At 67.9% G+C, this 24,106-nt stretch carries 20 protein-coding genes; 14 read left to right on the forward strand and 6 right to left on the reverse strand.

Annotation, left to right across the window (positions count from 1 at the left end; all coding sequences use genetic code 11):
- Positions 1-56: 56 nt before the first annotated feature.
- From HCC78_RS12060 to HCC78_RS12070, 3 genes are all read left to right on the forward strand, one after another.
- Positions 57-1,286, forward strand: coding sequence for a putative DNA modification/repair radical SAM protein (locus tag HCC78_RS12060; protein ID WP_172329025.1), 1,230 nt, complete (start codon positions 57-59; stop codon positions 1,284-1,286).
- Positions 1,283-2,704, forward strand: a complete 1,422-nt coding sequence (locus HCC78_RS12065; RefSeq protein WP_172329047.1) for a UdgX family uracil-DNA binding protein — start codon at positions 1,283-1,285, stop codon at positions 2,702-2,704. Before HCC78_RS12060 ends, HCC78_RS12065 begins: the two co-directional genes overlap by 4 nt.
- A gap of 69 nt (positions 2,705-2,773) precedes the next feature.
- A complete protein-coding gene (locus HCC78_RS12070; protein WP_172329026.1) occupies positions 2,774-3,274 on the forward strand; it encodes a pyridoxamine 5'-phosphate oxidase family protein in 501 nt (166 codons plus the stop codon).
- Positions 3,275-3,285: 11 nt separating this feature from the next.
- Here the strand turns inward: HCC78_RS12070 and HCC78_RS12075 are convergent, their stop codons facing one another.
- A complete protein-coding gene (locus HCC78_RS12075; protein WP_172329027.1) occupies positions 3,286-4,203 on the reverse strand; it encodes a LysR family transcriptional regulator in 918 nt (305 codons plus the stop codon).
- Positions 4,204-4,327: 124 nt separating this feature from the next.
- On the opposite strand from HCC78_RS12075, the gene betC reads away from it, so the two are divergent.
- From betC to HCC78_RS12090, 3 genes are all read left to right on the forward strand, one after another.
- A complete protein-coding gene (gene betC, locus HCC78_RS12080) occupies positions 4,328-5,848 on the forward strand; it encodes a choline-sulfatase (RefSeq protein WP_172329028.1) in 1,521 nt (506 codons plus the stop codon).
- Positions 5,849-5,935: 87 nt separating this feature from the next.
- Positions 5,936-7,612 carry a BCCT family transporter gene (locus tag HCC78_RS12085; RefSeq protein WP_172329029.1) on the forward strand — a complete coding sequence of 559 codons (1,677 nt, stop codon included), beginning with the start codon at positions 5,936-5,938 and terminating at the stop codon, positions 7,610-7,612.
- 100 nt (positions 7,613-7,712) lie between these two features.
- Positions 7,713-8,855, forward strand: coding sequence for an alanine racemase (locus HCC78_RS12090; protein WP_172329030.1), 1,143 nt, complete (start codon positions 7,713-7,715; stop codon positions 8,853-8,855).
- A gap of 118 nt (positions 8,856-8,973) precedes the next feature.
- Here the strand turns inward: HCC78_RS12090 and HCC78_RS12095 are convergent, their stop codons facing one another.
- Genes HCC78_RS12095 through HCC78_RS12110 form a run of 4 tightly spaced genes read right to left on the reverse strand, consistent with a single transcriptional unit; the run spans position 8,974 to position 14,518 of the window.
- Entirely contained in the window at positions 8,974-10,362 is a 1,389-nt protein-coding gene (locus HCC78_RS12095) for a mannitol dehydrogenase family protein (RefSeq protein WP_371743814.1), read from the reverse strand.
- A complete protein-coding gene (locus HCC78_RS12100; protein WP_172329031.1) occupies positions 10,359-12,704 on the reverse strand; it encodes a glycoside hydrolase family 31 protein in 2,346 nt (781 codons plus the stop codon). Before HCC78_RS12100 ends, HCC78_RS12095 begins: the two co-directional genes overlap by 4 nt.
- Entirely contained in the window at positions 12,701-14,002 is a 1,302-nt protein-coding gene (locus HCC78_RS12105; RefSeq protein ID WP_172329032.1) for a TRAP transporter large permease, read from the reverse strand. The genes HCC78_RS12100 and HCC78_RS12105 overlap by 4 nt, the downstream gene beginning before the upstream one ends.
- Positions 14,003-14,011: 9 nt before the next feature.
- On the reverse strand, positions 14,012-14,518 hold the full coding sequence (locus tag HCC78_RS12110; RefSeq protein WP_371743815.1) for a TRAP transporter small permease: 507 nt from the start codon (positions 14,516-14,518) through the stop codon (positions 14,012-14,014).
- 254 nt (positions 14,519-14,772) lie between these two features.
- Here HCC78_RS12110 and HCC78_RS12115 point away from each other — a divergent pair, with 254 nt between their 5' ends.
- The 8 genes from HCC78_RS12115 (at position 14,773) to HCC78_RS12150 (ending at position 23,238) form a co-directional block, all read left to right on the forward strand.
- Positions 14,773-15,753 carry a TRAP transporter substrate-binding protein gene (locus HCC78_RS12115; protein ID WP_172329033.1) on the forward strand — a complete coding sequence of 327 codons (981 nt, stop codon included), beginning with the start codon at positions 14,773-14,775 and terminating at the stop codon, positions 15,751-15,753.
- Between the two features lie 3 nt (positions 15,754-15,756).
- Complete coding sequence (locus HCC78_RS12120; RefSeq protein ID WP_172329034.1) at positions 15,757-17,553, forward strand: glycoside hydrolase family 2 protein; 1,797 nt, start codon at positions 15,757-15,759, stop codon at positions 17,551-17,553.
- Positions 17,550-18,302 carry an FCD domain-containing protein gene (locus tag HCC78_RS12125; RefSeq protein ID WP_172329035.1) on the forward strand — a complete coding sequence of 251 codons (753 nt, stop codon included), beginning with the start codon at positions 17,550-17,552 and terminating at the stop codon, positions 18,300-18,302. Before HCC78_RS12120 ends, HCC78_RS12125 begins: the two co-directional genes overlap by 4 nt.
- A gap of 18 nt (positions 18,303-18,320) precedes the next feature.
- Positions 18,321-19,484 carry a mannonate dehydratase gene (gene uxuA / locus HCC78_RS12130; protein WP_172329036.1) on the forward strand — a complete coding sequence of 388 codons (1,164 nt, stop codon included), beginning with the start codon at positions 18,321-18,323 and terminating at the stop codon, positions 19,482-19,484.
- Between the two features lie 305 nt (positions 19,485-19,789).
- A complete protein-coding gene (locus tag HCC78_RS12135) occupies positions 19,790-20,917 on the forward strand; it encodes a PLP-dependent cysteine synthase family protein (RefSeq protein ID WP_216671126.1) in 1,128 nt (375 codons plus the stop codon).
- 168 nt (positions 20,918-21,085) lie between these two features.
- Positions 21,086-21,547: an Lrp/AsnC family transcriptional regulator gene (locus HCC78_RS12140; protein WP_172329037.1), complete on the forward strand. Its 462-nt coding sequence runs from the start codon at positions 21,086-21,088 to the stop codon at positions 21,545-21,547.
- 287 nt (positions 21,548-21,834) lie between these two features.
- Complete coding sequence (locus HCC78_RS12145; RefSeq protein WP_253949145.1) at positions 21,835-23,004, forward strand: site-specific integrase; 1,170 nt, start codon at positions 21,835-21,837, stop codon at positions 23,002-23,004.
- Positions 23,005-23,022: 18 nt separating this feature from the next.
- Positions 23,023-23,238 carry a hypothetical protein gene (locus tag HCC78_RS12150; protein ID WP_172329039.1) on the forward strand — a complete coding sequence of 72 codons (216 nt, stop codon included), beginning with the start codon at positions 23,023-23,025 and terminating at the stop codon, positions 23,236-23,238.
- Positions 23,239-23,289: 51 nt separating this feature from the next.
- On the opposite strand, the gene HCC78_RS12155 is transcribed toward HCC78_RS12150, so the two are convergent.
- On the reverse strand, positions 23,290-24,106 hold an 817-nt coding region (locus HCC78_RS12155), incomplete at its 5' end, for an IS1634 family transposase (RefSeq protein ID WP_172329040.1).

Here is a 24,106-nt window from a genome sequence, read left to right on the forward strand (position 1 = left end):
CCTCCGGCATGTCCGGGGGGCTTGAACCGGCCCCGCGCAGAACATATGACGAACATATGGTCAAGCGCACTCTCTCCGAGAAACTTGCGATCCTCGCCGACGCGGCGAAATACGACGCGTCCTGCGCGTCGTCGGGGGGCGAGAAACGGTCCTCGAAGGACGGCAAGGGGCTGGGATCCTCCGGCGGCTCGGGCATCTGCCATGCCTATGCGCCGGACGGGCGCTGCATCAGCCTTCTGAAGGTCCTGATGACGAATTTCTGCATCTACGACTGCGCCTATTGCGTCAACCGTGCCTCCAGCCGGGTGGAGCGGGCGCGGTTCTCGGTCGACGAGGTGGTCAAGCTCACCATCGAATTCTACCGCCGCAACTATATCGAGGGGCTGTTCCTCTCCTCCGGCATCATCCGCAGCCCGGACGACACGATGGCCGACATGGTGCGGATCGCGCGGACCCTGCGCGAGCGGGAGAATTTCCGCGGCTACATCCACCTCAAGACCATCCCGGACGCCGCGCCGGAGCTGATCGAGCAGGCGGGCATCTGGGCCGACCGGCTGTCGATCAATGTGGAGCTGCCGACGGAAACCGCGCTGGAAAGCCTCGCGCCGGAGAAATCCTCGCGCACGATCCGCCGCGCCATGGCGGATGTCCGGATGCGCCGGGATGCCGCGCGCGAGACCAGCCATCGCGGCAAGCGACCGTCGCGCTTCGCCCCGGCCGGACAATCCACCCAGATGATCGTCGGTGCCGACACGGCGACCGACAGCCAGATACTCGGACAATCGGCGACGCTCTATTCCGCCTACCGGCTGGGGCGGGTCTATTATTCGGCCTTCTCGCCGATCCCCGACGCGTCGAAATCCCTGCCGCTGATCCGTCCGCCGCTGATGCGCGAGCACCGGCTCTACCAGGCCGACTGGATGATGCGGTTCTACGGCTTCGAGGCGGCGGAGATCGCGCCGCCCGCCGGCATGCTCGATCTGGAGATCGACCCGAAGCTCGCCTGGGCGCTGGCCAATCGCGGGCAGTTCCCGGTCGCGGTCAACCGCGCGCCGCGCGAGATGCTCCTTCGGGTGCCGGGCTTCGGGCCGCGCTCCGTCGACCGCATCCTCGCCGCGCGAAGGCACCGGGAGGTGCGCTACGAGGATCTGGTGCGGATCGGCTGCAACCTGAAGAACGCGCGGCCCTTCATCTCGCTGCCCGGCTGGTCGCCGGGCGCCCTGCCCGACGCCGCGCAGCTGCGCGCCCGTTTCGCGTCGCCGCCAGAGCAGCTGAGCCTGTTCTGATGCAGGTCATTCTGCCCCGGATCGGCATGGTCGCCGCCTGGCGGGCCGAGGCGCGGCGGCTGGCGGCGTCCGGCGTGCCCGCGGAAGAGGTGCGATGGACGGTAGGCGACCCCGCGCCGGACCTGTTCGGCGAAACCCCCGGGCTCCGGGCCGGTCAGGCGATCGAGCTGCGGCTGCCCCGCGAGGCCGTGGAGCGGATCGAGACCGCGCTGCACCATTCCGACCCCGAACGCTTCGCCCGCGCCTATGCGATCGTGCTGCGCCTGTCGCAGGGCCGGCTGCGCTGGGGCGACCGCTCGGACCCTGCGCTGCACCGGCTGCTGGCACAGGAAAAGGCGGTGCGGCGGGACATCCACAAGATGCATGCCTTCGTGAGGTTCCGCGAGATCGGCGACCCGGCGGCAGTGCGCCGCGCCTTCGCCGCCTGGTTCGAGCCGGCCCACCCGATCGCGGAGGCGGCCGCGCCGTTCTTCGCCGGGCGCTTCGGCGACATGGACTGGGTGATCGCAACGCCGCATCTGACCGCGCGGTTCGAGGATGGCGCCCTGAACTTCAGCGAAACGCAAGGCAAGGCACCGCCGCCCGCCGATGCCACCGAAGACCTGTGGCGGACATATTTCGCCAATATCTTCAACCCGGCCCGGCTGATGGTCTCGGCCATGACCTCGGAGATGCCGCGGAAATACTGGAAGAACCTGCCCGAGGCAGAACTGATCCCCGAGCTGATCCGCACTGCGCCGGAACGCGCCATGGCGATGCAGGCCGCGATGCCGACCGAACCGCCGACGCGCGCGGCCAAGTTGAGGCCGGAGCGGCCCGCCCTGCCCGAGGGGGCGACGCTGGCGACGATGAAACCTGCGCTCGATGCCTGCCGCCGCTGCCCGATCGGCGGCTGCGCGACGCAAGGGGTGGCGGGAGAAGGGCCGGAAACCGCACGGCTGATGATCGTTGGCGAACAGCCGGGCGACCGCGAAGATCTGGAGGGACGCCCCTTCGCGGGTCCGGCCGGGCAGCTTTTCGACGCGATGGCAGAGGAAGCGGGGCTGGATCGCGCTGCCGCCTGGGTGACGAATGCGGTGAAGCATTTCAAGTTCACGCCGCGCGGCAAGCGCCGCATCCACCAGCGTCCCGATGCAGGCGAGGTGGAGGCCTGCCGCTGGTGGCTCGATCTGGAGCGGAAGCTGGTCCGGCCGAAGGCGGTCCTCGCCATGGGCGCGACGGCGGCCTTTTCCCTGACCGGCAACGGGCGCGACATCGCCCGCCGCCGCGGCACGGTCGAGACGCTGGCCGACGGCACGCCCTGCCTGCTGACGCTGCATCCGGCGCATCTGCTGCGCTTGCCCGATCCCGTCCTGCGGGCCGAGCTGCAGGCAAAGGTGACAGCGGATCTCCGCCTCGCCGCCGGGCTATCCGCCTGAGCGCGCAGGGAACGTCCTGCCGGTTTCGCCGTTGACCACCCAGACGACGCAACACGGAAGGAGATCGCCATGAACGCCTATTCCGCAATCGAGAAAGACCCGCGCACCGCCCTGAGCGAGCAGATGGAAGACCTGCGGGCCGGCATGCTCGGCGTCGAAGGCGCGGCCGACCACATGCAGCCGATGACCCATTTCCCCGACTGGGCGAAGAACGAGATCTGGTTCCTGACCTCAAGGGAAACTGACTTGGTCCGCAAGCTCGTCCCCGGCCAGAAGGCCAAATACGTGCTGATGGGCAAAAAGCAGGACTTTCAGGCCTGCCTGCGCGGCAGCCTGACCGAGACCATGGACACAGACCGGCTGGAGAAGATCTGGTCGCCTGTTGCCGCCGCCTGGTTCCAGGGCGGCAAGGAGGATCCGAACCTCACCATGCTCTGCCTCAAGCTCGACAGCGGCCAGGTCTGGGGCAGCACCGACAGCACGCTGCGCTTCGGCTTCGAGATCGCGCGCGCGAACCTCACGGAAGAGAAGCTGCCTGACGTCGGCACGCAGGCCGTGCTGACCTTCTGAGCCTGCCCGGATCAGCTGCCGAAACGCGCGGCGATCCAGTCGAACACCGCCCGGACCTCTTTAGAGGCTCCGGGCGTTTCCATGCGCAGCACATAGGCCATGCCGCTTTCCGCAAGCTGGGGCACCGCCGGGGCCAGCGTCCCCGCCTCCAGCCGCGCATCCGTCAGCCCGCGCCAGCCGAGCGCGACGCCCAAGCCCTCCTCGGCGGCCTGGATCACGTGGTCATAGCTGGAAAAGGTGATCCGCTCCGCCCGTGCAGGCAGGGCGACGCCGAAACGGCGCAGCCAGGTGGTCCAGGTGAACCAGGGCGGCGCCCCGTCGGCGGCGAGGTCGATCAGCGGCATGGTCGCCAGGTCGGCAGGGGTGGCGAGCCCGGGATGGCGGGCGAGGAAGCCGGGGCTGGCCACCGCCTGCACCCGTTCGGGAAAGAGGCGGCGGCGCGACGGGCCGTCTTCGCCGGCAGGCTCCATGCGCACCATCAGGTCGGCCCCGCCGCGCGGTCCCGGCTCGGGCAGCTGGCGGGTCATCAGCGACAGGCCGAGATCGGGGAAGGCGGCGCAGAGCGAGGGGAAGGCAGGCAGGAAGCGGAAGCTGGCGAAGGCGAGGTCCGACTGGATCACCACCTGCCGCCGCTGCCGCTTTTCCGTCAGCCGCGCGAAGCCCGCCGCCGCCTCGCCGAGCGGCGGGCCCAGCACCTCGGCCAGCTCCCGCCCCTCCCGCGTCAGCGTCACGCCGCGGCGGTGGCGCTGGAACAGCACCCGGCCCAGCGACTCCTCCAGCGCCTTGATCCGCTGGCTCAGCCGCGGCTGCGACAGGCCCGCGGTCTCGGCGGCCAGCGACAGCTGCCCGCAGTCCGCGACCAGCAGGAACAGGCACAGATCGGCGGCATGGCGCGACAGGCTGGTATAATTTTTTCCAATATCAGACATTAGCCGATTTCCCAATGACCATAGGGAAAAGTCAACTAGTCTTCCGCGGAGCCGCCCCCGGATTCCCAATGAAATATCGCCGATGCGCCCTTCCGGCGCCGGCATTGACGCGCAGCGAGAGACAATGACCGAAACTTCCCGCCCGAACATCCTGATCTTCATGGTCGACCAGCTGAACGGGACCTTCTTCCCCGACGGCCCGGCGGAGTTCCTGCATGTCCCCAACATCCGCACCCTGGCGGAGCGGTCCACCCGGTTCCGCAACGCCTATACCGCCTCGCCGCTCTGCGCGCCGGGACGTGCAAGCTACATGTCGGGCCAGCTGCCCTCGCGGACCGGCGTCTATGACAATGCCGCGGAATTCGCCTCCTCGATCCCGACCTATGCCCATCACCTGCGCCGCGCGGGCTACCAGACCTGCCTGTCTGGCAAGATGCATTTCGTCGGGCCGGACCAGCTGCACGGCTTCGAGGAGCGGCTGACGACCGACATCTACCCGCCGGATTTCGGCTGGACGCCGGATTACCGCAAGCCGGGCGAGCGGATCGAATGGTGGTACCACAACATGGGTTCGGTTACCGGATCGGGCGTGGCCGAGATCACCAACCAGATGGAATATGACGACGAGGTCGCCTATCACGCCACCCGCAAGATCTATGACCTCGGCCGCGGCCATGACGCCCGCCCCTGGTGCCTGACGGTCAGCTTCACCCATCCGCACGACCCCTACGTGGCGCGGCGGAAATACTGGGATCTCTACGAGGATTGCGACCGCCTGCTGCCCGAGGTCGGCGATCTGGGATACCCGAACCAGGACCCGCATTCGAAGCGCATCTTCGACGCAAATGACTGGAAGAGTTTCGACATCTCCGAGGACGACATCCGCCGGTCCCGCCGCGCCTATTTCGCCAACATCTCCTATCTGGACGACAAGATCGGCGAGGTCATGGAGGCGCTGCGCGGCACCCGCCAGGAGGAGAACACCATCATCCTCTTCGTTTCCGACCATGGCGACATGCTGGGCGAGCGCGGGCTGTGGTTCAAGATGTCCTTCCTCGAGGGCGCCGCCCGCGTCCCGGTGATGATCGCTGCGCCGCAGATGCCCGCCGGGCGCGTGGACGTGCCGGTCAGCAACATCGACATCTGCCCGACGCTCTGCGACCTCGCGGGGATCAGCCTCGACGAGATCCGCGACTGGACCGACGGCGAGAGCCTGGTGCCGCTCGCGAATGGCGGCACGCGCGGCCCGGTGGCAATGGAATACGCGGCCGAGGCCAGCTACGCGCCGATGGTCTGCCTGCGCGAAGGCCGGTGGAAGTACACCGCCTGCGCGCTCGACCCCGAGCAGCTCTTCGACCTCGAGGCCGATCCGCACGAACTGGCGAACCTCGCCGGAGACCCGGCCCACGCGGCAACGCTGAAGCGCTACCGCGCGATGGCCGGGGACCGCTGGGACCTGGCGCGGTTCGACGCCGAGGTGCGCCATTCCCAGGCACGGCGCTGGATCGTCTACGAGGCGCTGAGGAACGGCAGCTATTTCCCCTGGGACTACCAGCCGCTGCAGAAGGCCTCCGAGCGCTACATGCGCAACCACATGGACCTCAACGTGGTCGAGGAGAACGCACGCTTTCCGCGGGGAGAATGACCCCGCGCACGTAACGAGCATCCCCGCGCAGCGAAGGGCGGCGCCGCCGGGGTCCCAATTATCCGTCCGATCAACAGGGAAACGCGCATGGCAAAAATCGAACCACCCCTCTCGCATCTGCCGATCAAGACGGCAGACGGCGGATTCTATCACGGCTTCTCGCTGGACGTGACCGTGACCTCGAAGCTCGCCGTCGGCGGTCTGGTGCTCTGGGCGGTGGCCTTCCCCGATCAGGCGGGCGCCATCCTCGGCGGGCTCAACAAGTTCATCCTGGCGAACTTCGCGGCCTGGTATGTCTATGTCATGGCCTTCTTCGTTCTGGTCTGCCTGGCGCTGGCACTCTGGCCCGCGGCCGGCAAGCTGAAGCTCGGCCATGACGACGAGAAACCGGAATTCGACAATTTCTCCTGGTTTTCCATGATGTTCGGCGCGGGCATCGGGGTGGGCATGCTGACCTGGGCGGTGGCCGAGCCGATCTACCATTTCCGCAACAACCCCGACGTGATCCAGGGGCTGGCGACCTCGGAGAACATGGACAACTTCCTGAACGCCTACAAGTGGAGCTATCTCCACTGGGGCTTCTCGGCCTGGTCCTCCTATGCCGTCGCGGGCCTGGCACTCGCCTATTTCACCTACCGCCGCGGGCTGCCGCTGACCATCCGGTCGTCGCTGACCCCGCTGTTCGGGTCGCGGCTCTCGGGTCCGCTCGGCCATGTCGTCGACATCGTCGCGGTGATCGCCACCATCCTCGGCGTGGCGCAAACGCTGGGCTTCGGGGTCGAGCAGTTCGTCGCCGGGATGAGCAAGATCGGCATCGGCGGCTGGCTGCTGAACGACGAGGGCAACGCCTCCACAATGGGGATCATCGTGGCCCTGGTCATCATCATGGGCGCCTCGACGCTCTCGGCGCTGTCGGGCGTGGGCAAGGGCATCAAGTGGCTGTCGAACCTCAACATGGGTCTGTCGATCTTCCTGCTCGCCTTCCTGATGATCTTCGGCTCCACCTGGTTCGGGATGAAGGCGCTGTTCATGGGCACTCTCAACTACGTAATGGAGCTGCCCTCGATGCTGTTCACCGTCTATCGCGGCGACGGCACGGAAATGGGCGCGGCGCTGGAGGGCTGGCAGGGCGGCTGGACCGTCTTCTACTGGGCTTGGTGGGTCGCCTTCGCGCCCTTCGTCGGGCTTTTCCTGGCGCGCATCTCGCGCGGGCGCACCATCCGCGAATTCGTTCTCGGCGCGATGATCGTGCCCTCGATCATGTGCTTCGTCTGGTTCTCCTTCGGCGGCGGCACGGCGATCGACATGGAGCTGAACGGCGCCGCGGGCGGCGCGATCTTCGGCTCGACCGACGGCGCCAAGATCTTCACCATGACCGGGCTGATCCTCGGCGACTACCTGGGCTGGGCCATGGCGGTGCTGATCGTCATCCTGCTGATGACCTATCTCGTAACCTCCGCCGACTCTGCCGTGCTGATCGTCAACACGATCAACGCCGCCGGCGACGAGGGGCCGAAGGCGCGGCCGCACATCATCTTCTGGGGCGTGACTCTGGGCGTCGTGGTGGCGGCGCTCCTGCTGGTCGGCGGGCTGACCGCGATCCAGACGGCGATGGTGATCGGCGCCCTGCCCTTCTCGGTGGTGATGGTGCTGATGTGCCTCGGGCTCTTCAAGGCGATCTACCGCGACGGGCTGCGCGCCCGCCATGGCGTGGCCTCGGTCACCGTGGACGCGCCGCTCGCTGCTCCCGCTCCGGCGGAATGATCCTTCCGGCCGGCCGCCTTCCGGCCGGCCGGCATTTGCTTGACCTTCCCGCGCGGCAGCGGAAATCTGGCCGGACCCGCAGCCCGAAGGACAGATGCGCATGAACGAGACGACACCGGCCCGGCATTTCGAGGAAGCGGCGGTCAGCCCCCGTGCCACCCCCGCCGTGCGGATCGACCCCGCGAAGCTTGCCGCCAACATCGCCCGCATGGCCGGGATCGCGAAGGCCGCCGCGGCCGAGCTGCATCCGCATGTGAAGACCCACAAGAGCGTCGAGATCGCCCGCATGCAGGTGGCTGCCGGGGCGGCGGGCGTCACGGCCTCGAAACCCTCCGAAGCGCTGGTCTTCGTCCGGGCCGGGCTGCCGTCGGTGACCGTCGCATATCCGCTGATGCGCAAGGAGGCCGCCGCCGCGCTGATGACGGCGGCGAAAGGCACGGGCAGCCGGCTCCGCTTCATTGCCGCCCATGCGGTGCATCTGGAGGTGCTGGAGGCCGCGGCGCGCGAGACCGGCAGCATCGCGGAAGTTTTCCTCAAGGTCGATACCGGGCTTGCCCGGATCGGCGTGACGGCCGGCAGCGGCGCCGCGGCGGTGCTCGCGCATATCCTGGCCGCCAGTCCCTCGCTGCGCTATCTCGGGCTCCTGTCCCACGCCGGCCACGCCTATGGCGCCCCCGAACCCGCGCGCCGGGCCGAGATCGCCGCGCAGGAGCTGGCGCAGCTGCGCGCCGTCCAAGCCGAGGTCGCGCCGGTGCTGGGCTTGCCCGGCCGCATTTCGGTGGGCTCCACGCCCACCTGCCTCGGCGCGCCGGTCCAGCGCGGATCGGACGAGCTGCGGCCCGGAAACTATGCCTTCCTCGACATGACCGCCGTGCGGCTGGGACTGTGCTCTCCGGAAGAAATCGCGCTGTCGGTCGAGGCGACGGTGATCTTCGCCGCGCCGGGCCGGGCGGTGATCGATGCGGGCAGCAAGGAGCTGAGCTCCGACAAGGGCGCGCATGGCACCGGCGGCGATGTCGGCCATGGCCGGATCGAGGTGGTGCGCGGCGGCCAGAGCCATGTGCTGACGGTCGCGCGGCTCTCGGAAGAGCACGGCGTGATCGCCGATCCGGACGGCCTGCTGGCGGTGGGCGAACAGGTGCGGGTCCTGCCCAACCATGCCTGCGCGGTGGCCGCGCTGGCGCCGCGTCTCTGGCTCGGCGACCGGGAGATCGCGGTGGATGCGCGGGGCTGCACTGACTGACCCGGTCCGGTTTCGGCCCCGGGAAGCAAGCATCGCCTGTCGCGTCGAAATCCGGGATTTCAGGTTGCGAAAGGCGATGCGGCGTCAAGCTGAACCGGCTTGGGCGCCGCGCCGGGGATCACTCCGCCGCTGCAGTCTCGGGCAGCGCCGCGAAAGCGGCCTTCACGCCCGGCAGGAATCCAGGCTGCGCGGCCAGCTCGGCAGGGACCAGCCCCGGCAGGGCCAGCACGGCGGCAACCGGATCGGCCTCCTTCGCCGCGGCGTCGAGCTCTTCCTTCCGAGGATCGGCGCTGCCGCGGCCGTCGCAAAGCAGGCGGATCCAGGCGGCGATGCCCTCGGCCGTGACCGGCCAGTCCTCGTCCTTCTGCAGATGGACAAGCGCCGGCGCGAACAGCCGCTGCGGCATCTTCTGCGAGGTGTCCGAGGCGATCTGGTCCAGCCGGTGGCGCAGCCGCGGATTGGCGAAGCGCGTCAGCAGCGCTTCGGCATAGGCGGCAAGATCGACGCTCTCCGGCACCGATAGCGTCGGCGCCTGCTCTTCCAGCATCAGGCTGCGCGCCTTGCCGCGCAGCGCGGCGTCGCCCATGCAGTTGTCGACGGTGACATGGCCCGCGATCTGCCCGCGGCAGGCCAGCATCGTGTGCGACCCGTTCAGCATGCGCAGCTTCATCTCCTCGAAGGGCCGCACATCCTCGACCAGCTCCGCGCCGCCTTCGGCGAAGGGCGGGCGGTCGGCGGCAAAGGCGTCTTCGATCACCCATTGGCGGAAGGGCTCGCAGACGATGCCGTTCGGGTCCGGGCGGCCCAGCATGTCCTCAAGCAGCGCGTGGCTCTCTTCGGTCATGGCAGGCACGATCCGGTCGACCATCGAGCAGGGGAAAGTGCAGGTTTCGGCGATCCAAGCCGCCAGCGCAGGATCCCGCGCTTCGGCGAATTGCAGGATGACGGCGCGGGTCAGGTGGCCGTTCTCCGGCTGGTTGTCGCAGCTCAGCACGGTCAGCCCGCCATGACCGGCGGCCCGGCGGCGCGCCAGCCCCTCGACGATCACGCCGATGGCGGTGCCGGGGGCTTCCGGCGCGGCCAGGTCGGCGACGATCCCGGCATTGCCGCGGTCGAGCCCGCCCGAGCGCGCGCAATAGCCCTTTTCGGTGATGGTCAGCAGGATGACCGACATCGCCTCCGTGGCGATCAGCGCCGGGATGGCGGCGACGCCGTCGCGGGCCGGGTGCAGCGTGCCGGTGACGACGCCGATCTCGCGCAGGGTCACGCCCTCTCCGTCGGCTTCGGCCACGTGATAGCGGTGGCCGGCTTCGTCGAGCTCGTCCATCGCCGCGCGGCCGGAATTCAGCCGCGCCACGACGACGCCCCAGTCGCCGCCGGCCTTTGCCAGGCCTTCGGAGAGATAGACCATCGGATGGGCGCGGGCGAAGGCGCCGAAGCCCAGATGGAGGATGCGGGGCTTCAGCGCCCCGGCGTCGAAGCCGATATCCACGGTTTCAGTGCTCACAGCGCGATCTCCTCGGGCAGGCTGCGGGTTTCGCCCGCGGGCAGGACGATCCTTGCCACCGGGATCGCCGGCGCGCCCTCGCCCGCACGGGCGGCGGTCAGGGACAGGCTGTCCGCGCTGCCCTTCAGCGTCAAGGTGGTGACGCAGGAGGCGCCGCCCTCGGTGATGCCGTCATCCTCGTAGAGGACGCTGGCATCCTCGAAATCGCCCGGGGCCGGGAAGACGGCCAGCACGCGCTCTGTCTCGGCGCCAGGATGGGCGCGGGTGGTGGAGTTCCCCATCGGGATCACCGCCCCGCCGCGCACGAAGAGCGGCATGGAGCCCAGGTCGACATCGAGGGTCAGCGTGGTGCCGCCCTCGTGCCAGGTCCCGGCATGGAAATCCCACCAGCCGGCCGGGCAGTCGGGCAGGCGCACGCTTCGGGTCGTCGCGCCTTCCTCGACCACGTTGGCAACCAGCAGGTCGCGGCCCAGCAGGAAGTCGTCCGACTCGGCATAGGCGCCCTCGTCCCCGGGGAAGTCCATGAAGGCCGGGCGGATCATCGGCTCGTCCTGCTCGGCGGCCTGCCACAGCAGCGTGTAGAGGTACGGCAGCAGGCGATAGCGCAGCTTGATCGCGTCGCGGATATGGTGCGTCACCTCCGGGAACATCCAGGGCTCGTTCACCGTGGCGTCGTCATTCCAGGAATGGATGGTGAAGCGCGGGTGGAAGATGCCGTTCTGCACCCAGCGGACGAACAGCTCCGGCTCGGGCCGCGGGCCGGAGAAGCCTCCGACATCGTGGCCTATATTGTAGATGCCCGACATCGACATGCCGAGGCCCATCCGGATGTTGTAGCGGATGGTCTTCCACATGGTGCGGTTGTCGCCGGACCAGGTCTGGGCGTGGCGCTGGATGCCCGGCATGCCCGAACGCGAGATCAGGTAGGGCCGCTTCTCCGGCACATGCGCCCGCTGCGCCTCTTCGCTGGCCCGGGTCATCAGCACCGAGTGGACGGGGCGGATCAGCGCGACGTCGATCGCGTCGCCGAAGCCCGCGCATTGCGCCTCGTCATCCCAGATCTCGTATTCGTTGTTGTCGTTCCAGGTCGAGCCGATGCCGTAGTCCAGCAGCTGCGAGGTCACGCCGTCCTTCCACCAGTCCACGGTGCCGGGATTGGTGAAGTCGAGATGCGATCCGGTATCGTCCCAGTAGATCGAGCGCTCCGGCCCGCAATCGGGGTCCATCTCCAGGCTCGCGCGGACGAACAGGCCCTTTTCGGCGGCCTCGGCATAGCGCGGGTGGTCCTGCAGCAGGCAGGGCTTGATGTTCGCGATCAGGTGCACGTCGGAGGCGGCGAATTTCGCCGACATCGCCTTCGGATCCGGGCACTTGTCGAAGTTCCAGTTGAAGACGTAGCGCTTCGGCCCGATGGAGGTGTAGCCCGAGGACATCTGGAAGCTGTCGCAGGGGATGTCATGCTCTTCGATCCGCGCGAGGAAGCTTTCCAGCTGCGCCTGCGCGTCGGGGGCATCGGTATAGCTCATGGTCGAGCCGGAATAGCCCAGCGACCAGCGCGGCGGGAAGGCGGTGCCGCCGGTGAGCCGGACCTGGCCCTTGACCAGCTCGATCAGCGTAGGCGCCCACCGCATGTAGTAGTCGAGATCGCCGTCCTCCGCGCGGTAGGCGCGGTAGGGCAGATGGTAGTTGTCGAGTTCGTTGCCGAGGTCGAACCAGGCGCCCGCCATGTTGTCGTAGTAGATCGACCAGCAGCCTGCCTCCGGCGTCTTGGTCAGGGTGAAGGGGATGTGCTTGTAGAGCGGGTCGGTGGATTCCGCGTCATAGCCCATCGCGTCGAGATTGCGCATCTCGTAGCGGCGGCCGGAGCGTTCCAGGTTGCCCGCCTTCTCGCCGAGGCCATAGACCTTCTCGCCGGGGAAGCGGCGCAGGAAATGGCCGTGGCGGTTGTCGCGCAGGCCGAGCATCAGGCCGCCTGTGGGGCGCTCCTCGGCAAAGGTCGACCAATTCCCGCCGTCCTTCTTCTGCCAGACGAAGCGCAGCGGATGCTCGATCGCCAGCCGCATCGATCCGGTGGACAGCGCGATTCCCTCGCCTTCCTCCAGCTCGAAATCCGGGCAGGGATGGCCCGAGAGGTCATCGCGCAGGCGGCCCTCCCAGGGCATCTCGCCATCGGGCGCCACGCACCAGCCGCGGTTCAGCCGCCACGCCCCGTCCTTGAGCAGCGAGACCCGGAACAGCGTCTCGTCGAGCACGGCGACCAGCAGCAGGTGGCGGCCGTCGATCAGGATCTCGACGCCGGTTTCGGTCCGGTCCTTGAGGGTCCAGTCGGTCAGGGTCTTCATTGATAAACACCAAGAATGCGGGGCAGGAACAGGCTGATCGAGGGCACGTAGGTCACGAGCAGCAGGAGGCCGAAGAGAACGGCATAGAAGGGCAGCAGCGGCTTGATCACCGAGGCGATGGAGGTCTTGCCGACAGAACAGCCGACGAACAGCGCCGAGCCCACCGGCGGGGTGCAGATGCCGATGCACAGGTTCAGCGTCATCATCACGCCGAAATGCACCGGATCCATGCCGAGATTCTGGACGACCGGCAGGAAGATCGGGGTGAAGATCAGCAGCGCCGGCGTCATGTCCATGAAGGTGCCGACGATCAGCAGCGCGATGTTGATCAGGAGCAGGATCGCCAGCGGGTTGTCCGAGAGCGCCAGCAGCGTGTCGGAGATCATGTAGGGGATGCCGCCGAAGGCCATCACCCGGCTCATCGCGATCGAGGCGCCGATCATCAGGAGCACGATAGAGGTCGTGACCGCGCTTTCCATGATGATCGCGGGCAGGTCACGGATGGTGATCTCGCGGTACCAGACCAGCGCCAGGAACAGCGTGTAGACCACGGCGGCGGCAGAGGCCTCGGTCGCGGTGAAGGCGCCGGAGATGATGCCGCCCATGATGACGACGATCAGGCCCAGCGGCAGGATCGCGTCGCGCGCGGCATGCCAGACCTGGCAGAGCGTCGGCTTCGGCGCCAGCGGATAGCCGCGCTTCTTGGCGATGAAGCCCGCGACCGCCATCAGGCCGAGCCCCATCAGGATTCCGGGGACGTAGCCGGCCATGAAGAGCGCGGCGATCGAGGTGCCGCCGGTGATCAGCGAGTAGACGATGAAGGTGGTGGAGGGCGGAATCAGCAGGCCGGTCGGGCAGGAGGCGATGTTGACGGCGGCCGAGTAGGCCGGGTCATAGCCCTCCTTCTTCTGCAGGGGCGCCATCACCCCGCCGACGGCCGCGGCGGAGGCCACGGCGGAGCCCGAGATCGAGCCGAACATCATGTTGGCGATCACGTTGCAATGCGCCAGCGCGCCCGGCAAGCGCCCGCCGAGGACGAGCGCGAAATTGATCAGCCGCATCGCGATGCCGCCGCGGTTCATGATGTTGCCCGCGAGGATGAAGAAGGGAATCGCCAGCAGCGTGAAGCTGTCGAGCCCCGAGGCCATCTGCTGCGCCACGATGAACAGCGACTGGTCGAAGCTCATGAACAGCAGGAAGGTGAGGAAGGTCGCGGCGCCGATGGCGAAGGCGATCGGCACGCCGATCACCATGAGGACGGCAAAGGACCCGAAGAGCAGGAAGATCGCGTTGGTCATGGAATGTCCTCAGTCCAGCGGGCCGGGCGTCGGGCCGGCATCGTCGGGCCGCGCGCCGTGGCGCGCCAGTTCGGCCAGGAAATGGCCGCAGTAGATCAGCATGACGAGCCCGGCAAAGGGGATCGCGGCATAGACCCAGGCCATCGGGATCTGCAGCGCGGGCGTCACCTGCCCCGAGGCCAGCGTCTTGGAGGTCAGCGCCCAGCCGCCCTTGATCATGACGAGAGCGGCGAAGAGCGCGACGATGACCAGCACCACCGCCTCGGAGACGGTCCTGGAGCGGCCCTTCATCAGGCCGGTGAGGAAATCGATGGCCAGGTGACGCCGCTGTCCCAGCGTGTAGGCGCCGCCGATCAGCGCAAGCCACATGAACAGGAAGCGCGCCAGCTCGTCGGTGACGGTGGAGGGGGTGCCCAGCACGTAGCGGCTGACCACCTGCCAGACGACGCAGCCGACGAGCACCGAGAAGATCGCGATGATGATCGGCCGCAGGACCAGGTCGAGGGCGCGGATCACGGCGCGTCCCCGGAGGGCCGGGCCATGGCGATGGCGGGTTGCGGGTCTTTTAGCACGATGTCGTCTCCTCCGCAGTCTGACCCGGACAAGGGGGGTCCACAGTGCGGCAAAACTTATCCATTCGGACGAACTGGTCAACCAATTTGTCGGACCGCTTGACGAGTGGCGAATTCAGCGCCATGAATATCGTTGTTTGGCCGGCCAATTTTCCGTGATTGGCCGGGCCGTGTGACAGACCGTCCTGGGAGGATGCCATGAAATCCGTTCTGACCGCCGCGCTGGCCACCACTGCGCTCGTCCTTGCCGCGGCTTCGGCCGACGCGCGCACGCTGCGCCTGAACCACAACAACCCGCCGGACCACCCGGTCCACATCGCCATGCAGCAGATGGCCGACCGCGTCGCCGAGCTGACCGACGGCGACATCAAGATCCAGATCTTCCCGAACGGGCAGCTCGGCACGCAGCGCGAATCGATGGAGCTGGTGCAGAACTGCGCGCTCGACATGGCGCGTTCGAACGCCTCCGAGCTCGAGGCCTTCGAGGAAAGCTACTCCGCGCTGAACCTGCCCTACATCTTCACGTCCGAAGAGCACTTCAACAAGGTGATCACCGGCGACATCGGCGCCGACATCCTGGCCTCCTCGGCCGACAAGGGCTTCCGCGGCGTGGCCTTCTACACCGAGGGCGCGCGCAGCTTCTACGGCAACAAGCCGATCCTCTCCCCGGCCGACCTGGCCGGCGTCAAGGTCCGCGTCCAGCCCAGCCCGTCGGCGATCCGCATGGTGGAACTGCTGGGCGGCAACCCGACCCCGATCGCCTGGGGCGAGCTCTACAGCGCGCTGCAGCAGGGCGTGGTCGACGCGGCCGAGAACAACCCGACCGCGCTGACCACCGCGCGCCACGGCGAGGTTGCCAAGCATTTCTCGCTCGACGAGCACACGATGATCCCCTCGGTCGTGGTGATTTCCAACTGCGCCTGGGATTCGATGACCCCCGAGCAGCAGGAAGCGCTGCACACCGCCGCGATGGAATCGATGGCCGACCAGCGCGAGGCCTGGAACAAGGCATCGGACGCCGCGATCGAGGCAGCCAGGACCGAGATGGGCGTCGAGATCCACGAGGTCGACAAGGCCCCCTTCGCCGAGGCCGTGGCCCCGATGATCGAGGAAGTCGCCGCGCGTTCCGACAACCTGCGCGACCTGATCGAGCGCATCCAGGCCGCCGCGGACGAGTGAGCCATGCTGGAACGGTCCGACCTGGCGGAGAACGCGCTGCAGTGCCTGCATGACGAGGACTACGACCGTCCTTTCAACACGCAGTCGCTGGACGCCGATACCATGATCTTCACCGGCGGCAGGCAGGGCCTGGCGCTGGACGGGACGTGGAACTTCTGCGTCGACCTCCTCGATACCGGGCTCAGGCAGAAATGGTTCGCCATGACGCCCGAGGCCCCCGAGGACCGGACCGAACCCTGGGATTACGATCCCTATGCGGGCGAGACCGTGGAGCTGCCCTCCTGCTGGCAGATGCAGAAGGAGAAGTGGTACTTCTTCGAAGGCTCCGCCTGGTACACCCGCGCGCTGGAGGCAGGCCCGCTTGCCCCCGGCAACCGCCGCTTCCTGCGCGTCGGCGCGGCGCAGTACGACTGCAAGGTCTTCGTCAACGGACAGTTCCTCGGCAACCACTACGGCGGCTCGACCCCGTTCTGCGCCGAGGTCACCGAGGCGCTGCAGGAAGGCCGCAACTGGATCATGTTCTGCGTGAACAACACGCGGACGCTGGACCGGGTGCCGATGCGCAACACCGACTGGTTCAACTATGGCGGCATCTACCGCGAGGTCGCGCTCTACGAGACGCCCGCGACGGTGATCCGCGACGTCTTCGTGCATCTCGCGGACGGCGGCATCCGCGTCGCCGTGACTGCCGACGGCCCCGCGACGGAGGCCAGGGTCGAGATCCCAGGCCTGTCGCTCTCTCTCGTGATAGCGCTCGCATCCGGAAAGGGCGAAGTGACGGTTCCGGCAAGCCCGCGCCTCTGGTCGCCGGAGACGCCGGTGCTCTACGACATCGAGGCCACCGCAGGCGGCGACCGCGTCACCGACCGCGTCGGCTTCCGCTCCATCGAACGGCGCGGCACCGACATCCTGCTGAACGGCCGCCCGGTCTTCCTGCGCGGCATCTCGGTCCACGAGGATGACGCCAAGCTGGGCAAGGTCACGTCCGAGGCCGATATCCGCCGCCGCTTCGCCCATGCCAAGGAGCTGGGCTGCAACTACCTGCGGCTGGCGCATTACCCGCATCACGAGCTGGCCGCGCAGATCGCCGACGAGCTGGGGCTGATGCTCTGGGAGGAAGTTCCGGTCTACTGGGCCATCGACTTCGCCAATCCCGCCACCCGCCGCGACGCGGAAAACCAGCTGCGCGAGCTGATCCGCCGCGACCGCAACCGCGCCAGCGTGATCATCTGGTCGGTCGGCAACGAGAACCCCGATACCGATGCGCGGCTCGACTTCATGAAGGGTCTCGCGGACCTGGCCAAGGCCGAGGACCCGACGCGGCTGACCTCGGCCGCCTGCCTGGTCAACCACGCCAAGCTGAAGATCGAGGACCGGCTGGCCCAGCATATCGACGTGATCGGGCTCAACGAATATTACGGCTGGTACGAGGAAGACTTCGCGGAGCTGGAGATCATCGGCCGCAACTCCGCGCCGGACCGTCCGGTGGTGATCTCGGAAACCGGCGCCGACGGCGACAGCGAAGCGGGCCCCGAGCGCGGGCTGTTCTCCCTCGCCTACCAGTCCGAGGTCTATGTCCGCCAGATCGAGACTCTGGAAAGGCTGAGCTACATCAAGGGCATGTCGCCCTGGATCCTCTACGATTTCCGGGTCGAGCGGCGGCAGAACCCGTTCCAGCGCGGCTGGAACCGCAAGGGGCTGATCGCCGGGGACAAGGCAACGAAGAAGCCTGCCTTCGCCATTCTCGCGGCGCATTACGCGGCGCTGGCGCGGGCGGACAGCCCGGAGGTCGACGCATGACCCAGCACCGCCGCTATCAGGACGTGGCCGCGATGATCCGCGCCGAGGTGGCCCGCCGCAAGCTGCCCCCCGGCACGCGGCTGGATACCGAGCGGCAGTGGTCGCAATCCCTCGGCGTGTCGCGCTCGCTGGTGCGCGAAGCGGTGATCATGCTGGAAATCCAGGGACTGGTGGAGGTCCGCCAGGGCTCGGGCATCTACCTTCTGGCCGAACCCGCCGAACCGGCCCCTGCCCCGCAGGACGATGTCGGCCCGTTCGAGCTGCTTCAGGCACGGCAGCTGCTGGAAAGCTCCATCGCCGCCTTCGCCGCCGAGCAGGTGACCAAGGGCGACATCCTGAAGATGCGCGATGCGCTGGAGGCCGAGCGCGCCTATATCGAGGCCGGCGGCGGTCCCGACTATTCGTCGGACGAGCTGTTCCACCGGCTGATTGCCGAAGCCACGCAGAACTCGGTCCTGACCACGATGGTCGAGGAGCTATGGGCCGCCCGCGACCGCAGCCCGATGTGGGCGCGGCTGCATGCGCGGATCTTCAACCAGGACTACCGCGCCAACTGGCTGGACGACCACCAGGCGATCCTCGATGCGCTGCGCGCCCGCAACCCGGAGGCCGCCCGCCGCGCGATGTGGGCGCATCTCGGCCATGTCCGCGAAACGCTGCTGGCCGTGTCGGATGCCGATGACCCGGCCTTCGACGGCTACCTTTTCCAACCCGTCCCGGAGATCGGCCGCCGATCCCCGGACCCCTGACAAGACAGAGGCTTATTGATGATCGAGACCTGGCGCTGGTTCGGCCCGAACGATCCGGTGACGCTCTCCGATGTGCGCCAGACCGGCGCTACCGGGATCGTGACCGCGCTGCATGACCTGCCCAACGGGACCGTCTGGCCGGTGGAGGCGATCGCGGCGCGGCGCGACATGATCCGCGCTGCCGGGCTCGACTGGCAGGTGGTGGAGAGCATCCCGGTCCACGAGGACATCAAGACCGGCGCGCCCGGCTGGGAACGCTATGCCGAGGCCTGGGCGGAAAGCGCGGTGAACCTGGCGAAATGCGGCATCCGGACGATCTGCTACAACTTCATGCCGGTGCTCGACTGGACGCGGACCGACCTGGAGCACGCCCTGCCTGACGGCGCGACCTGCCTGCGCTTCGACAATGACGAGATGGCCGCCTTCGACATCCATATCCTCGAGCGCCCCGGCGCCGCGGAGGATCATGGCCCCGAAGTCGCGGCCCGCGCCGCCGCACGCTTCGCCGCGATGGACGAGGCCGCGAAGGACAAGCTGACCCGCACCGTGATCGCCGGGCTGCCGGGATCGGAGGAAAGTTTCACGGTGGAAAGCTTCCGCGCCCAGCTTGCCCGCTATGACGGGCTGGGCCATGCCGGGCTGCGCGCCAACCTCGCGCAATTCCTGCAATTCGTCGTGCCGATCGTCGAGAGGGAAGGCATCGTCATGGGGATGCACCCGGATGATCCGCCCCGCCCGCTCTTCGGCCTGCCGCGGATCGTGTCGACCGCGGACGACCTGCGCGCGATCCTCGCCATGGTAGACAGCCCCGCCAACGGCCTGACCTTCTGCACCGGAAGCCTGGGCGTGCGCGAGGACAACGACCTGCCCGCGATGCTGCGCGAGTTCGGCGACCGGGTGCATTTCCTGCACCTGCGCGCGACCAAGCGCGAGGCCGATCCGCTGAGCTTCCACGAGGCGCCGCATCTCGACGGCGATGTCGACATGATCGCGGTGATCCGCGAGGCGCTGGCGATCGAGGCCCGCACCGGGCGGCAGATCCCGTTCCGCCCCGATCACGGCCACGCCATGGCCGACGACCAGCGCCGCAGGACCGCCCCGGGCTATCCGCTGATCGGGCGGATGCGCGGGCTGGCCGAACTGCGCGGCATCGTCCGCACCGTTTCGGTCCTCGCCGCCTGAGCCTGCCGCTCCGGGAGGGTCGCCGCCCCGCCCGGAGCCTTGCCTCCCGGCCGCAGCAAGTGGCCGGGCCTGCGGATCCCCGCCCCTTTGCCGCGACCGCCTGCGCCGCTTTTCCGGCGCCGCGGAGACTCGCGCCGCCGGTCCCGCGCGGCCCGGCCGGGGAGCAGCAGGATTTTTCGCGCATGGCCGCCGGAACGCAAAATCGGCGCAGGAAAGCTGCCGGGGACGAACCAGGTCGCCCGCCTTTTCCGTTCGCCTTCGCCTAGGATTGCGGGAAAGCGCCGACATTTCCGCAGAGTGCCGCCATGACCGCCTTCCCCGATCCGCCTCGTTCCATGCGTGCCGCCGCGGACCGCCACTGCCTGTCGCTGCAGCGCCACGCGCCGCGCGGCTGGATCGCCGGGGCGCTTGCCAAGCTGCGAGCGGAGGCCGAGGCGGCTGCGCCGACGCCGCTCTGCTTTCTCTCGGCCCGCGGCCGCCCCGACATCCGCTTCGCGCTGAAGGACGAATCCCGCCAGCCCACCGGCAGCCTGAAGCACCGGCTCGCGCGCGCGCTGTTCGTCAGCGGGCTCTGCTCGGGCGAAATCGGCCCCGATACCGTGCTGGTCGAAGCCTCCTCCGGCTCGACCGCCATCTCCGAGGCCTGGTTCGCGCGGATGCTGGGGCTGCGCTTCGTCGCGGTGATCCCGGCCGGCACCAGCCCCGCCAAGATCGAGGCGATCCGCGCCTATGGCGGCGCGTGCCACCTCGTCGCCGATCCGGCCACGGTCTATGCCGAGGCGCAGCGCCTCGCCGATGCCGAGGGCGGCGTCTATCTCGACCAGTTCGGCAATGCCGCCAATGTCACCGACTGGCGGCGGGACAACATCGCCCAGGAATTCCTCGCCCAGCTGGCCGCCAGCCTCGGGCTGCTGCCCGACTGGCTGGTGGTGGGCGCGGGCACCGGCGGCACGGCGACCACGATGGGGCGCTACATCCGCTATCTCGACCTGCCGGTCGGGCTCTGCATCGCCGATGTCGAGTTCTCCGCCTTCTTCGAAGGTGTCCGCGCGGGCGACCCTGCGGCAATCTGCGCCCGCCCTTCGCGAATCGAGGGCGTAGGCCGCCCGCGGATGGAGCCGAGCTTCCTGCCCGGCGTGGTCGACCAGATGCTGAAAGTGCCCGATGCCGCCTCGATCGCGGCGATGCATGTCCTGTCGGAACGGCTTGGCCGTCCGGTCGGGGCCTCCACCGGCGCAGCCTTCTATGCCGCCTGCGATCTCGCCGCCCGCAGCGGGGAGGGCCCGCTGAAGCTCTATGCACTGCTGATCTGCGACAGCGGGGAGCGCTACCGCGACACCTATTTCTCGCCCAGCTGGCTGGCGCGAAGCGGCATCGACATTTCCGCCCCGGCCGCCCGGCTCTCGGCGTTTCTCGACGAAGGCATCTGGTAGCCTTCCGCGCAAACTGCGCATCAGCTTTGTGCATTTGGCGCGGAATGCTGGAGAAATCCGGCGCAGATCGCGCGGCCGGCCGAAAATCGGCCCGTCTTCCGCAAATGCCGCGCCCGGTCCCGCCCGTCCGCGGGCTTGACTGGCCGCATTCCCCGGACGGAGACGCCGATGCTGGATGACCGCGACCGCAGGCTGTTGGCCCTGCTCCAGGAAAATGCCGAAATGTCGGTGAACGACATGGCCGAGACCGTCGCGCTCTCGGTCTCCGCCTGCTGGCGGCGGATCAAGCGGCTGGGCGACGAGGGCTGCATCCGCCGCCGCGTGGCCGTCCTGGACCGCCGCAAGATGAACGTGCCGACGACGATCTTCGTGCTGATCCGCACCTCCGACCATTCCACGGAATGGACCGACCGGTTCCGCCGCGCGGTGGCCGACATCCCGGAAATCACCGAGACCTACCGGCTGACCGGCAATATCGACTACCTGCTGAAGATCGTCCTGCCCGATGTCGAGCACTGGGACATGATCTACAACCGGCTGGTGACGCGGCTGAACTTCTTCGATGTCTCCTCCTACATCTCGATGGAGGAGATGAAGGCCACGGGCGTCATCCCGACTTCCTACATCTGACTACATTAGAATATAATCAGACACTTGCAGCGCCGCAGCATAGCCCGCTCCGGCGGCGGATTCCGGCTGCGCGCGCGCAAGATCGTCCCGCTCGGGGAAGCAAACGCGCCAATGAATCACGCATCATGACCCAAGCTGTTGTTTCGACCCATTGCACCGCAGGCCCATCTCCCTTTATGAAACAGTATTCTAACGCCCTACCCGTGTCACGGCGCGTCACTGCACGGCAGCAAATCGCAGCATAGGATGGGGGACTGGCTGGGGGACTGAGGATGCCACTCAAGGCGATGACGATCAAAACGCTGCCAGATGGCACACATGAGGACGGAAACGGCCTGCGCCTGGTTCGCAAGGGCGGCCGCGGGAAATGGGTCTGGCGCTATTCGTTTCTCGGCAAGCGGCACGAGATGGGGCTTGGCGCGCAGGACAACGTGAGCCTCGCCGAAGCCCGCAAGGCGCGCGACCGCTGGCGTTCCGTCCTCGCCGAGGGACGAAACCCCGTCGCCGAGCGCCGCGCGGAGGCGGAAGAGACAAAGCGGAAACGCGAGCGTAATGATCCGACAATCGCCGAGCTCGTGGATCTAGTCTTCGAGGCGCGCAAGGAGACGCTACGCGGAGATGGGAAGCGCGGCCAATGGCGCAACGCCCTCGACCTCTACCTGATACCCGCCATAGGCAAGCGTGCAGGATCCACCATCACGGCACAGGACATCGCCGACGCTGTCAGGCCGATCTGGAGGACGAAGCACCCGACCGGGGTCAAGCTGATGATCCGGACGCGGCTCGTTCTCAAGGACGGACGAGCTATGGGCTTTCCGGTAGATCCGGCGATGGCCGACCGGGCAAAGGTGATCCTCGGGGCGGTGGACCATCAGCCGAAGCACATCGAGGCGACGCCGTGGCAGGAAATGCCGGCGCTCTTCGAGCGGGCGGGCTGCGACACCATGGCAGGCCTGTGCATCCGTTTCGGCATGTTGACTATCGTGCGCTCGGCCGCGTTCCGCGGGGCGCTGAAAAGCGAAATCGATGGCGACGTGTGGACCGTCCCCGCAGATCGCATCAAGGGCACCCGTGGGCGCGTCAAAGACTTCCGCGTGCCGCTGTCATCGGCCGCATTGGAGCTCATCGAGCCGCTGATGGACATCCCTGGCAACGCCCTGTTCCCGGGTCAGCGTGCACGGACGCTGACCGACATGGCGCTGTCCGGGCGCCTGAACAAGATCGGCGAGGCAGGGCGCCTGCACGGCTTCCGCACAGCCTTCAGGACGTGGGTCCAGGATACCGATGCCTGCGGATACGAGGTGGCCGAGACCGTCCTCGGGCACACCATCGGCGGCGCCGTAGAGCGCGCCTATGCCCGCTCTGACCTGCTCGACCGGCGGCGTCCAGTCATGGAGGCCTGGGGACGCTTTGTCACCGGGCAGGCGGCAGCGGCCGTGCTGCCGTTTGCAAAATAGCGAAAGGAGCCTTTGCTTATGATCCCCGCAGAGACCCGCGTCACCGCCTACCTGGCCGAGCATGAGCGGCGGGCACAGCACAGCCTCGGAAACCGCGACCTGATCAGCGAATTGATAGGCCCAGAGCAGGACGCCACACTCACCGCCTCCGACCTCCGCGCGCTGCTCACCGAGATCGCCGACCTGCGGGAAAGCGTCCGCTCTTTCTGCCAAGTTCAACAGTTAAACGCGTAAGCAATAGATATTGTTGAGACCGAAAGGCCGAAAATGTGACAACAGCGCCCGTCAGGCGGGCTTGGGGAGGTCCATGGCTTCGAAGAGGTCGAGTTGCTCCGGTGTTGTTCTGCTGATGCCCTGCAGGGTGCGGTTTCCGGCATGGGCGGTGTGTTTCTGGATGCGCGCGAGCAGGTCGAGCGCGGTGCGCGGGCTGGCGGAATGGCCCTTCGCCTTCAGCCGCATTCGCATGACGCGGTAGAGGACCAGCGCCAGGAAGCAGATCAGCGCATGGGCGCGGATGCGGTCCGGCAGGCGGTGGTGGACGGGGGCGATCTCGATGTCGCTCTTGAGGACGCGGAACCCGCGCTCGATATCCGCCAACGACTTGTAGCGCCCGACGGCCTCGGCTGGGCCAAGGTCGGCAACGTTGGTCAGGAGCGCCAGCTTGCCGTCGAATAGTTCGGCGCGGGCAATGGCCGCCTCGTCGAGGCTCCAGCTGAACAGGTCTGCCTGCAGGTCGGGCTTGATGAAGCGGGTCAGCTCGGTCTCGGCGACAGCCTTGGAGAAGCGGCTGTAGGCTCCGCGATCGGAGGCGCGGCGTCCCCGGGCCGTCTGTCCGGCGTCCTGGCTGTCCAGTTTTCCGGCCAGCCGTTCGGCCATTTCCTCGAGCTCGCGGATGCGCGCGCGGCGGCGGTCTGACTGCTCCCCGGCGCGCAGCGGGTCATGGGCGACGATCAGCCGGTGTCCGGCAAATTCCGCCTCGGCCAGGCCGTCGGCGTCGTAGGCAAGCCCCTGGAATGTTTCGGCAAGCTCCGCATAGCGGCGCGCGGGGACGGCCAGGATGAACTCCAGCTTGCGGCCGTCCCGGTCGGCCAGCGCGGTCAGC

It is taken from the genome of Mangrovicoccus sp. HB161399 (assembly GCF_013184745.1).
Classification (GTDB): domain Bacteria; phylum Pseudomonadota; class Alphaproteobacteria; order Rhodobacterales; family Rhodobacteraceae; genus Mangrovicoccus.